At 66.1% G+C, this 11,792-nt stretch carries 11 protein-coding genes and 1 pseudogene; 7 read left to right on the top strand and 5 right to left on the bottom strand.

Translation table 11 applies throughout. The annotated features are described in order from the left end of the window. The first annotated feature begins 369 nt into the window (after positions 1-369). A complete protein-coding gene (locus tag ABZX79_RS24700; protein WP_355261627.1) occupies positions 370-1,344 on the top strand; it encodes a hypothetical protein in 975 nt (324 codons plus the stop codon). Between the two features lie 332 nt (positions 1,345-1,676). Here ABZX79_RS24700 and ABZX79_RS24695 read toward each other — a convergent pair whose 3' ends face one another. After that, complete coding sequence (locus ABZX79_RS24695) at positions 1,677-2,420, bottom strand: hypothetical protein (RefSeq protein ID WP_355261625.1); 744 nt, start codon at positions 2,418-2,420, stop codon at positions 1,677-1,679. A 426-nt stretch (positions 2,421-2,846) separates the two neighbouring features. Between ABZX79_RS24695 and ABZX79_RS24690 the strand changes: the two genes are divergently transcribed. The 3 genes from ABZX79_RS24690 (at position 2,847) to ABZX79_RS24680 (ending at position 5,378) form a co-directional block, all read left to right on the top strand. Then, positions 2,847-3,023, top strand: a complete 177-nt coding sequence (locus tag ABZX79_RS24690; protein WP_355261622.1) for a hypothetical protein — start codon at positions 2,847-2,849, stop codon at positions 3,021-3,023. A gap of 206 nt (positions 3,024-3,229) precedes the next feature. Further along, entirely contained in the window at positions 3,230-3,457 is a 228-nt protein-coding gene (locus ABZX79_RS24685) for a hypothetical protein (RefSeq protein WP_355261619.1), read from the top strand. Between the two features lie 103 nt (positions 3,458-3,560). Continuing rightward, positions 3,561-5,378: a thiol-activated cytolysin family protein gene (locus tag ABZX79_RS24680; protein ID WP_355261616.1), complete on the top strand. Its 1,818-nt coding sequence runs from the start codon at positions 3,561-3,563 to the stop codon at positions 5,376-5,378. Positions 5,379-6,290: 912 nt separating this feature from the next. On the opposite strand, the gene ABZX79_RS24675 is transcribed toward ABZX79_RS24680, so the two are convergent. From ABZX79_RS24675 to ABZX79_RS24665, 3 genes and pseudogenes are all read right to left on the bottom strand, one after another. Next, a complete protein-coding gene (locus ABZX79_RS24675) occupies positions 6,291-6,602 on the bottom strand; it encodes a hypothetical protein (protein WP_355261613.1) in 312 nt (103 codons plus the stop codon). 335 nt (positions 6,603-6,937) lie between these two features. Next, complete coding sequence (locus ABZX79_RS24670) at positions 6,938-8,293, bottom strand: hypothetical protein (protein ID WP_355261609.1); 1,356 nt, start codon at positions 8,291-8,293, stop codon at positions 6,938-6,940. A 532-nt stretch (positions 8,294-8,825) separates the two neighbouring features. Continuing rightward, a pseudogene (locus ABZX79_RS24665) lies at positions 8,826-10,016 on the bottom strand (helicase associated domain-containing protein); the annotation flags it as partial. Between ABZX79_RS24665 and ABZX79_RS24660 the strand changes: the two are divergent. Continuing rightward, a complete protein-coding gene (locus ABZX79_RS24660) occupies positions 10,004-10,480 on the top strand; it encodes a DUF6879 family protein (RefSeq protein ID WP_355261876.1) in 477 nt (158 codons plus the stop codon). The pseudogene ABZX79_RS24665 and the gene ABZX79_RS24660 overlap by 13 nt on opposite strands. Before the next feature lie 200 nt (positions 10,481-10,680). Next, positions 10,681-11,115: a hypothetical protein gene (locus tag ABZX79_RS24655; protein WP_355261606.1), complete on the top strand. Its 435-nt coding sequence runs from the start codon at positions 10,681-10,683 to the stop codon at positions 11,113-11,115. Positions 11,116-11,175: 60 nt separating this feature from the next. On the opposite strand, the gene ABZX79_RS24650 is transcribed toward ABZX79_RS24655, so the two are convergent. Continuing rightward, the gene (locus ABZX79_RS24650; RefSeq protein WP_355261603.1) at positions 11,176-11,325 is read right to left on the bottom strand and encodes a hypothetical protein; all 150 of its coding nucleotides are present in this window, start codon (positions 11,323-11,325) and stop codon (positions 11,176-11,178) included. A gap of 47 nt (positions 11,326-11,372) precedes the next feature. On the opposite strand from ABZX79_RS24650, the gene ABZX79_RS24645 reads away from it, so the two are divergent. Then, on the top strand, positions 11,373-11,714 hold the full coding sequence (locus tag ABZX79_RS24645) for a hypothetical protein (protein ID WP_355261600.1): 342 nt from the start codon (positions 11,373-11,375) through the stop codon (positions 11,712-11,714). Positions 11,715-11,792 lie beyond the last annotated feature (78 nt).

The following is an 11,792-nucleotide window of genomic DNA, read 5'->3' as shown; positions in this document are numbered from 1 at the left end:
GGGCGATTGTCGGCGGCAGGTGGTTGATGCGCAACGGCGGCAAGAAGAAGCTCAACCAGAAAAACAGGAAAGAACACCGCAAGGGTAAGAGTAAAAAGAACAGAGACAAGCACCAGAATGCCGGAAGGCATGGTGGCTGGAAAAAGCAATCCCAGTCAGGGTGGAAGTCGTGGAATGCCAACCGCTCTTACCGGATGGCTCGATTCGGATACCGCTAGGATTCTCGTAGCAGGCAAGGCCTGCTAGGAAGGCAATAAGTCAGTCAGGACCGTTATAGACTGACACAACTACACCAGCACAGTGGAAACGTCTGCCGCCCGACAGCGATGTCGGGCGGCAGACGTTATGTCCCCGTAAGGAATGTTTAACATGACAAGGAACCAGCTTCGAAAGGCTGCCGTAAGCGGCGACAGCAAGGCTGGACTGGAGCTCGCCGAAACGCTCGTGGATGAACATAAGGAAGAAGAAGCGGTTGAAGTCCTACGCTCCTGCGCTGCCGCTGGAGGCAAGGGAGTGGCTCTCGCACTCGCAGACATCCTCGGCGTAAGCGGCGACGAGGAATACGAGAAAGAGGCAGAGACCTGGTATCGAACCGCCGTCGACGAGGGCATTCCCGGCGCGGTGAACGACTACGGCAGCTTCCTGTCGTTGCTCGATAACCGGAGCGAGGACGCCGAACGACTGCTTCTGCAAGCTGCTCAGTCCGGTGACACGCTGGCGTACGGCAACCTGGGAAGGTTTTACCAGGAAGAGGGGCAGCACAATAAGGCGCTGCCGTGGCTCCGCAAGAGCCTTGCGGCGGGCCACACCGCCATCCTGCCCTTCCTGGCGCAAGTCGAGATCGAGTTGGGAGACGGCGAGGCTGCCTGGAAGCATGTGCAGGAAGCCATGGAACACGACGAAGAAGACGCCAGCCTCGCCTGCGCCCAGTATCTGGTGAAATTCGGCGACCGCCACCCGCAGCTGAGCGCCGAGGAGATGTTCCGGCACGCCATCGACGCAGACGGTGAAGCCCATTTCCACTTCGCCAACTGGCTCAGGACCGAGGGCCGTTTCGACGAGGCTGAAAGCCAGTACAAAATGGCGATCCAGTATGGCGAAGTCAACGCCCACCTAAACCTGGCAAACCTCCTGGAGGATCTGGGGCGGCCACTGGAGGCGCAGGCAGAACTGCGCGCCGGCATAGAGGCCGGAGACGCATGGGCTGCCGTGAATCTCGCACACACCCTGGCGGAGGCTGGAAGGCGGAATGACGTGCCAGCCGCCATCAGACAAGCCGAGCAACTCGGCTGTTCCCAGGAGGAAATCATGAACCTCTGGACGATGTACCACTCGCTCCTCTGAGGCAGGGAGCGACTCTGTCGGGGATCTTGGGATATCCAGGATCAGTGGCCTTGCCCGCGGCACCTGGCGCCACCCGCTGCGCTTCGTAAGGCTGCGCCTGGACGTCGCGGTGACCGATGTGCCGCCGTTCGGACATGGCACCCAGCCCGCCAGCGGCTGACAGCTCCCCGATGCGGAGGGTTCCCGCCAGGAAGCGGAGTCCATCGGGCACCACCCAACCCGAGTACCAGGTCAGTCCCACGCCGTGGCGATGAGTGCCAGGGTGATGGACAGCCAGGTGAGGAGACGCCGTGGGGTCGGGGCGGGCTTCTCGGCCGTAGCCCACCGGTCGGTCACCGCGCGCCAGCCTCGGCGGATCGCTGGATGCCCAGGAGGAAGATGCCCACACCCAGCACGACCGCCACGATCGCCGGCGTCACGAGCTGCCAGGGAATGCCGAGCCACACCGCGGGCAGCCCCACGCCGAAGGTGGCTGCCAGGTTGGTAAAGAACAGCACCTTGCCGGACCTGCTCCACGTGAAGGTGCCGAGGTTGCGTGGCGCGACGAGGCGTGCCGTACCGAAGATGAGGCCGAGCACCGCGAGCAGACCGAAGCCCGCGCCTCCGGCGGCAATCATCTGAGGCTCGTCGCGCGGCTCGTCGGAGGTCTTCTGCCGGACCCCGTCCTTGGTGAGCGCGACGATGTCGCCGCGCCAGACGGTGGCGACGGCCTTGTCGCCCACCTGGAGCGTCTCCAGGAGCGGTCCGGGATCGCCGAAGCCCAGCTCACCCTGGAACCGCTCGCTGTCCACGGTCGCCCGGTACTCGCTGTTCCTGCCCCCGCGGTCGACCACCGTGTCCACGATGTTGAGCTCGACCTCCCGCAGGCAGTCCTCCCACGAAACATCCGGCGTCGAGTCGGCCGCGCAGCGCTCGGCCGCACGGTACTCCTCGTACCGCGCGACGTTGCCGGGCAGCCAGTCAGCGAACGCGAGGACGCAGCCCGCCGCCAGGGCCACGGACACCACGATCATCAGCAGCCCCAGGACCCGCCTTGCCCCGGCCCGGAAGGCCGTCACTTCCCTCAGTCCGGTCATCTTGCCCGCCCAGCCCTCTGAGGCCGGGTATCCCGGCCTGTCGGCGTATCCTCCCCTGCCGGGAACCTGCCATGTCATGAGGGATACTGGCAGGTCAGCACGGTGCTTCCATGCCGGATTCAGGCAATCAACGGGCGCGTACTCAGCTGTCTTGGTCCCCAAGATGCCGAAGGTTGGCTTGACCATGACGGCGAGAACAACCCTCGGGCGATTCTTCCGGTTACCAGGCGTGGCTGACGACACAGACGTGGTATCAGTTTGAAACAGCCCTGGGGGTCGCAACCTCCAACCACGTTGAGAACCCCGCCCTCACGCTGGGCGGCAGTTGCCCGGCACCGGCGCGTGTGCAGCCCCCTTGACGCTGATCAGCAGGCGGGCGGATCGTGGCCGTTCGCGTCACGCTCCACCCCGAAAGGGGGGCCTTGCATGTCGTTCACCTGGCGCTACGTGGTGCGCCCCGACGGCTCCTTCCGCCGCGTCGGCAACCTCGACGGCAGCCTCGACAACGTCAGCGACGAAGAACTCGCCCGGCTGTCAGCTTTCCGCCAGTACGTGCGGCCCGGGTTGCCCGGTACGCCTTCGGGGAAGATCCGCGCCCGGTAGCATTGCGCGGATTCGCCGACGGGAGAGGGTGGTTGGGGCATGGACTTCTTTGCACGGGTCGAAGGCCGTGCCCACGCCTGGCCACCGGGACGCAAAGACCTGCACTGGCTGATCATCCCGTCACCGGAGATCGCCCGCGAGCAGCTGTACGAGCCCTACCGGACCCTGGCTGAGCAGCCCGGCTGTACCCGGTGCGCCCGGAGTGGATGCACATCACCGTGTTGCACGCGGGCCCTCAGGACAGCGCGAGCTCTGCGGAGGTCGACCAGCTCGTTGCCGAGGTGACCAAGCGCGCCGCCGGCATCGCGCCGTACGAGGTGACGCTGTCGCGGCCGGACATCGGCACAGTGGCGATCGAGTCCAAGGGGTATCCGGGGGCACCGTGCTTCCGGTCAGCCGTCCATTCGGTGGGTTGCCAGGCTTTGGAGTCATGAACCCGAGTGGCCGAGGGCACGATGATCGTCGGCGTCCATCTGTTCCACGATGGAACGCGACTGCCGGACGCTGCCCGTTGACGGAACGCACCAGGGAGGCTTTATGGACGACGCGGCCCGTGCTCCCCGCCTGCTCGACACCGACGAAGACGCCGACGAGGTGGTGGATCCGCTGCTCGGCGCGGGGGCCAGACGCCTGGAGGACGACAGCGGCTGGGAGCTGCGGTGGCGCACCGTGCCAGATGCTGACCGGTATGAGATCCGACAGGTCGAGGTCGATGGCACGGTGCAGGAGAAACAAGCCGGGGCGACCGTCGATGCCCTTCAGCGAGCGGCAGCCGGCGCCGACGACCAGGCCATGAGTCTGACCGTGACCGACGCCGCCGTTTTCGATGTCGCCGGTCCCCGCTCCGTGTTCCGCATCACGGCGTTGCGGGGAATCCAGCCGCTCGCCGACTACACCGTCGAGGCTGATGCTGCCGAAGACGAGCCCGAAGACATGACCGAATACGTCACGAAGCTGAAGAGCTGGAAAGCCATCGCCCAGCAGGCCACTTCCAAAGGCGAGAAGACGGAGGCCGGAAAGCCGACTATAAAACGAGAAACCGACGACAAGGGGAAGGTGGTACTGGTCAAGGCCCGAGAGTACAATCTCACAAAAGAGCCTGCCTATCTCGTCATCGCCAATCCCAACGCAGACCTCCTGTGGCCCGGGGCGTTTGTTCAAGGCCTGCCGGCTTCTGCGGGGGCGCTGTCCGAACTTTCGATCAGCCAACGCACCCCCATCAAGCTCACCTTGAGCGCCATGAGCCTGCCCACCATTAAGGTCGGTCCGATTGAATCACCTGACGCCAGTGAGGTACAGGAAGCCATCGCGTCCAAAATCCGTGGACAGAAGCCGGCCGCCGGGCAAATGTATTACAGCGCCGTTGATGCCTACTCGCTGGAATCCGCGCTCCTGGAAGCTAACGTGTCAGCGCGCTATCTGGGCTTCAGCGCCGAAGGAAACACCAAACTGGAAACTAAATCGGAGGAGCACACGATTCTGGTGTGCTTCCTGCACAGCGTCTACACCGCGTCTTGCGTCGGCAAAGACGAACCGAGTGACTGGTTCACCGACAAGTTGACGAAGCGGAAGATCAAGAGGCTTGAAGGCCTCCACAAGATTGGGGTCGAAAACCCGCCGCTGTATGTCTCCGAGGTAACCTACGGCAGGTCGCTGATCTTCGCCCTCACCACCACTGAAGACGTGAAGCTGGCCAAGGCCGCCGTCAAGGCCTCCTACGACGGCATCGTGGGCGAAGGAAAAGGCGAGCTGTCGGCGGAATACCAGAATGTCCTGCGCAGCGCCAGTTACAAGATCATCACGCGTGGAGGAGACTCGGCAGCCATCACTAGCATGATCAAGACGGGCAAAGTCAGCGACTACTTCGCAGCTCCCCCCACCATGGACCAGTATCTCCCGATGTCTTACACGCTCAAGAGCCTGGCTACCGGTGACATTGCACGCCTGGGCGAAACAGCGAAGTTCACAACGGTGACCCGAGAAGTGGTGCGCTCCGCCAGCGTCAGAATCGAGCCCATCCGATTCGCGAGCACGTGGCGCCAAAACCCCAAAGCGGACAGCGGACCCGTCGAATTGAAGTTCAAGGGATCCAAAATCAGGGGAACCGCCATCGCGAAAAGCGTCAGCGAGTATCCCGCCCACTCGGGCTGGAACTGGAGCCCACCCACGGACCCGGGGCCATACAAGATCTCCGTCACCGTCTTCTTGCCGAACACGGACGCAGCAGCCTGGGGGGATTTCGAAATCACGGTCCCCGAGGAGAATCTGCGTGGCGGCGTCTTCAACCACACCGGCGTCTTCAAAGTGGAAAATGGGACTGTCGACTACGAATTCGACTACAAAATCGTCGCATGATGCCAATCCCGGTCTCAGCCAGCCGGATCCGGCAGTACTCCGCGAACGGCTCGAACGGGTACTACACGAACCGCCGCCGCCAGGGTTGTTTCAAAGTCCTGGTGATCACGTGAGTCCGCAGGCCAGAGCAGTCCGGCCGGGCCCGTCACGCACGCAACGAAGCTCCGGTTGAACGGGGTGACCTTGCCAAGTCGCCCTGAACCAACGGAGCTTCGATGTGCCGTCAGTCTTCCACCGCCTGTCTCGTCAAGTCGCCTGCTCCGATACTCCCCGAGGGCCTCACCGCCCAGGGCACCGGGAGGCCGTTGCGCTACCGCCACGCACCGCTGACCGGCGGATTCGATGACCGGGCCGTCGCAGGCCGCGCCCTCCGTCGGTGGCACGCCGCGCGTCCTGCCCGCCCCCAGTACCTGTTTCTGACCCCCGGGACCGCCAGCTTCGGTAGCCTGGCCACAGGCAGGGAGTTGGCCAAGGCCGCCCGGACGACCTTGAGAACGATCCAAGATCTCCGGCCCGCCACCCAGCTTCGCCGGCCTCCGGCGGTCGGTCTTCCTGGAGACCGCACGCCGTGGCCGGGGTGGCCTCCTGTCACAGAAGGGGTTTGTTGCGAGCACGCTGACCGGGGACGGAGCCATTCAGCAATGGGGCGAAGGCAAGGGACAACGTCCCTGTCCGCGCGCGAGTTCTTCCCCAGCGCTTGGATCATGTCCCGTATCCGGTCGCAGGACTTGATTTCACGGTCGCGCCTGCAGCAAACACGTCCTGGAAGCACGTCACCTGGACGGGGCGGTGCGGCCAAGGTATCCCCCGGACGGACTGCGGCCCTGCGCCACAGCCTGGCGAAGAGCAGGTGACCCGGACGTCCCGCGCATGGCGCGCGACGTCTGGGCTGCCGTGCGAGGACAGAGCCTGCTACTCCTCCTCGGCGGCTTTCCTGCAGGACCTGATGGCGTCTGCCTCCGAGACGCTCGTCCGGCTGGTGAAGGTGTGCACGCACAGGGTGTGCGCACCCAGCTTCCCGGCCAGACACGCCTGTCCCACGGCCGTTTGCTCGTCGGACTGGCCCCCGGTCGGGCCGGGGTCATCGTCATCCGACATCGGGTAGTAGTCCTCGATGCAGGAGCGGTGGTCGGCCTGGGCAGGAAGGGCGGTGCCGAGCGAGAAACCGGCGACGGCCAGGGCCGCTACTGCCCCCGAGGCGAGGTACCGGGTAAAGCGTGTCATGAGGTCCTCCGGTGGTTCGGACTAACCGTTGCGGGAATGCCTTCCGAACCATGGATGACTTCTCTCCACCCTTGGGGAAAGCTGCCCCATACGGGTGCTTCGAGTGCTCTTGTGAGAGCAATGAAGGACCCATGAAACCGCGCACACCGCACGCCTGAAGACGAACAGGAAGCGGAGCAGCTGCGCCAGGCGGAACACGAACGGCAAAGCCGTCGCTTCATCCGACGCCGCTGGCCGCGCGGCCGAGGAGTGCGCGTGTGCTGCCCGGTCGCAAGAGGGTCCGTGCAGCACGTGTGGTGCTGCACGGACCTCTATCACTTTGGGGGAATCGTTTGTCAGGCGCGGTTCGGGTGGGCAGGCTTGCACCCCAGGTCCACAGCCACGGGCGAGCAGTTGGCGTACACCACCGCGTCCCGGCCGTCGTAGGCGACCATGGGGGGATTGCTCTGGTTCACGCTGATCGGCTCACGCCAGGACAGGTAGTACCCGCCGTGCCCGCCGTCTTCCGAGAATTCGCCCTGTACTTCGCCGGCCCTGCTCTGGAGGGTTCCGCTGAGGGTCGCGGGGGAGATGAAGCCGTTGGGATGGCGGACGCTGTAGGCGCCGTTCACCGTGCAGGGGATGTTGTCCCCGTATGCCTCGGGAGCGTAGAACAACGCCTGCGGGTTGTCCCAGCTCGGGCCGACGTGCCCGCACCCGCGTACCCGCACCACGGGGGTGACGGAGCGGTAATTGGAGTGGACGCGCAGGCAGGTCTGCACCCACGCCATGCCGTGCGGATTGCCCCCGGCGCTGCGGGTTTTCTCGAGGTCGTTGCACTCGGTGTAACCGCGGACGGGGGTTGCTGGCCTTCCCGGCGGCCGGACGTCCCTGTACTCGCCGGTCGGTGCGGCGAGTGTGTCCAGTACTTCGTCCTGGGTCCACTGGTCGTCAGGGATGGCGCCGTGGCTCAGGCAGCCGGTGGTGAGGTTCTTTGCTCCGTGCAGGGCCGTGGTGTCTGCCAGGCCCTGCCGGGGATCCTGGGGGTTCAGTACCAGGCGTCCGTTCCGGGAGACGCCGAAGACCGTCTCGTCGCACAAGCCGAGCTTGGGCAACCCCTTGTTGCGGGAGTTGGCGTAGATCACCGGCTCGTCCCCTACGTTCGAGCGGAACGTCGTGTACCGCGGCCAGCCCGGCCGGGCCTGTGAGCGCGGGGTCTCAGGGCCTTCGTTCAGTCGCGTCAGGAACTCGGAGTGGCGTGACATCTGCGTGCACTGCAAGTCACAGCGAGGGAAGATTCTCCGGCCAATGATCTCCTGGGCGACGTCGAGAATTCGCCTGGTGCCTGCCACTTCGCGCCCCTGGTCCGCCAGCAGCGTCCCGTGGTTGGGACCGGCCAGCGACACATAATTGCTGACCTTGTCGAGCGCCCCGTCCCCGAACTTGAGGTAGTGGCGGGCCACCAGGCTCCCCATGGAATGGGCGACGATGTCGACGGTGCCGTCGGGAGAATCCTCCACCAGCCGATGGCCCGTGATGAAACGGTCCAGTTCCTCGGCGATGGTCTCGATCGGCGCCGACTCGCTGGTATTGCTCATGCGCGAGTAGTCGAAGACGCGCAGCTCCCTTTCGGGGTCGTAGCCCGCCAACCGCGCCTCCTCCCTCATGGAGTCCCAGGTCGTGCCGCCAGAGTGCCAGCCGTGGACGAACACGATAGGACGGTGTGCCAAGGGTGCGGCTGCGGCGGCCGGGGCGGATGGCGACATCGCGACCGTTGATGCCAGAACGCCGGCCGTTACGGCAAGGGCACCCAGGCGGCCCGGCCGCCGTGCCAGCGGGCGGTTGGCACGCCTGCGCGTTGGAAGAAGGCGGGGGAAGATCGGCATGGCAGCCTTTCACAGCGGCGCCCGGACACGTCGGCGCGAAAGAGCGCAGCGCGCCCATGGCTTCTCAGGACACGGGCAGGTAAAGCGCGCTCAACCTACGCAAGGCGCTGCCCCGCCCAGTGCGTGCCATTGGGCAATAGCCGCCGCATCACCCCAATGGCTCACCGCTGTACCGTTCCTGCATGGCATGGTGACCCACCCGACGAGAGCATGCTGGAGGCCGAGTGCGACGGGAGACAGAACCAACGAGTCCGGAGTTGGAGAGCTGCGGAGGCCACTGACGAAGTCGACGGACACCGTGGGAGTATGGCTTGCGCATTCGGCTCATCCCGATGTCCCGCGCCAGGGCCGTATCGCTCTACGCCCAGCCCACGCCCAACTCCCGCAGTGCGGCCAGCTGCTCCGCCGTGAGCTTGTCGCGCCTCGATTTTGTGTTCGAGATCCATACGCCCAGCTTCACGATCACCGGCTTCGTCTCGCCGTCGACTGTGATCTCTTCGCTGTGGCCGCGCGGTACCGGCCGGTCCGCGCCTTCCCGCTCCATCCACTGCGTGAGGGCTGTCAGGCCCCGCTGGAACGTCTGCTGCGCCTTGTTCGGCTTCGTCGCGCGGGTGGCTGCCGGGGCGGGAGACGGCACCTCAGCGGGCTTCACGCCCAGCTTGGACAGCCGCTCCTGCTGCTCGGTCGACAGCTGCGCCCAGGTGCCCGGGTTCTTCTGCCGCTGAAGCCACTTGCCCAGGTCGTCGCCCTCGAACAGCACCCCGGGTTCGATGGCCGGCAGGACGCCGTCGGCGTCGACCAGGTCACGCGAGGCGCGGTAGTGCCGCTGCCAGTCCAGAGGTCACGGGCAGTTCCAGTCCTCATCGACCGCGGCCAGCTGCTTCGCGCGCTCCGCCGCCCGCACCGTGTCCTTCCCCAGGCCGCCCTTGCGGCGGAGGTTGGCCATGTGCTGCCCGATGGGCATCATCGCTTCGCCTTCGCCCCACACTGCGTCCTGACGCGGCGCGAGATGCCCGGTGACCCGCCGGTAGGACCGGAGCGCGGCGAGCTTGTTCTCCCACGCCTCTTCGCCCGGCTCGCAGACCATCCCGGCCTCCGGCGCGTCGAGCAGGGTCTTGCGCCGCTCCTCCAGCTCACCCGCCCGCAGGGCCTTCCTCTGCTGGTGCACCCACCGGCCAAGCGGAAACGCCTTGGTCGCCCCGACTTCGACCTCGACGTCGTAGGGCACGGCGTAGACGCCGGTGATCTCGTTTTCGGCCCGCCACCGGATGAGGGCCTGTTATCCCTCCAGCCACACCAGGGACTCCGGCCGGTAGACCCGGGTGCGCAGGAACGCGGCGATGGTCGCGGCGTCGCGCGGGCTGGAGAAGTGGAGCAGGGCGGCCTCGGCGGCGGCCTGTGCGTCGGCCTCCTGGTCCTCGCCGTCGCCTTCGCCGCTGGCCCCGACGATGTGCCCGTTCTCGTCACGCCGGACGTGGACCTTGCGCTTGCCGCTGATGAGGGCGCGGGAGGCGAGCTGCTCAACAAGTCGTTCATCTGGAGATGCGCGACGTCTACGCGGTGGGCGACGAGACGGACGACTTCGAGAACTTCCTGCGTACCGGCGTCCCGAACCTCGATCCGGCCCGCTCGTTCTGGCCGCAGTGGATGCCGCTCGTTCAGGGCGCGGTCGCCCGTGGCGTGGTGATGCGCCGCGCGAGGATCGTCTCCGAGCCGGTCACCGACTACATCCGCTACGAGCACGCCATCACCCCGCTCAACCTCCAGGCCGGAGAGGACGTGCGCTGGCTGCCCCGCCGTCACGCCTCCGACGTCGCGCTGCCCGGCAACGACTTCTGGCTCCTGGACGGCCGCGTCGTGCAGTTCCACCACTTGACCGGCGCCGGCGACTGGGCGACGGACGGGAAGGAACGCACTGACGACCCGGCCGCGGCCGCGCTGTGCGCCACGGCGTTCGAGACGGTGTGGGAGCGTGGCATCTCGCACGAGAAGTACACCGTCCAGGCCCCCTGAGCAGCCCGGTGACCGTCTCTCCATCCTCCAGCGCGCAGGCTGCCCGTGAAGCGCTCGCCGTGCGGTTGCAGCACCTGCGCAAGCACCGTCGGGTCAGCTCACCAATGGAGCGCGAACGATCCCGTCGTCCTGGCGGAACGTGTCGCCCGTGACCTCAAGCTGTTGTGGCCGCACCTCACGGGCCCGGGAAGGAGCTGACGATGGCCTCGTATGGGAAGGACCCGCGCTGCATCGCTATGGCGGAGGCCCTCGTCCCGCTGCTGCGCCGGGCCTGCCCGCAGGGCGCCGGCGAGTACGGCGGGTACACCCAGGTGAATCTGGACGATGAGGAGGCTGTGGGGCTGGGTGGGGTGGAGCTGATCCGGGCCGCGATGCGCAAGGCGGCCAAGCAGCTCGGCTGGAAGGTCACCACGATCGGGTGGACCGGCACCCGTAACGGCACCATGGTTGGCGTTCAGGACACCCGCGAGGTGCCCGAGGAGTACCGGGCCGTGGTCGATGAGGCGATGAACGACAAGCTGCACGCTGCGCTGCACAAGGTGTGGGGCGAGCCGGCCCCAGCGCCAGTGAAGCGGGGCTCGGTTGCGCTGATGACGCAGGAGTTCCGCGCGGCGGTCGCCCAGAGCGGCACCTGACCCGCACGACGAGGCCAGAGCAGGCCCAGCACCGAAGGCACGCTGATGCTGTCCTGCCTGCTACGACCTGCCTTCGGTCAGCTGGCTGGCGGTGTTCTCGATCCACCGCAGCGTCCACTCGACTCCGGCCTGCCATCCGGGCTCCGTACTGGCGTACCGGCCTTCTGCGTCGGCCCGAATGCGGGCGGTGAGGGTGCGGAGGTCTTTCAAGACGGCTGGCCAGCGATGATGTCGGTCCGGGATGAGATCGTTTCCGCATGTCAGACACAGACGAATCAGAAACCGACGTTGAGCACGCCGTGCTCGCCCGCTATCGACTGGCCGATGACGGCCTCGGCGAGCCAAGCCAGCGGGAGGTCGTCCGCCAGGCCCAGTCCCTGCTGACCGAGGCGATCGAGCAAGCCGACGTCGGCGAGTTCGACGGAAACGAATACGGAGGCGGCGAGGTGGCCCTCTACGCCTACGGACCAGACGCCGATGCACTCTTCGCCGTCATGGCACCCATTCTGAACGACCTGCCGTTCCGCCCGGCACACGTCGTCTTGCGCTACGGCTCCGTCGATGACCCATCGGCTGCCGAACATCGCGTCGACCTCTGACGAGACGACTCACCAGCCCCAGCCAGACGGGCACCTGGGGAAATACGTGAACTTATCCCTGGGGAATTACGGGCTCTG

The sequence above is a fragment of the Streptomyces sp. NPDC002994 genome (assembly GCF_040611155.1).
GTDB lineage: Bacteria > Actinomycetota > Actinomycetes > Streptomycetales > Streptomycetaceae > Streptomyces.
This window is presented reverse-complemented; position numbering and strand designations above follow the sequence as displayed.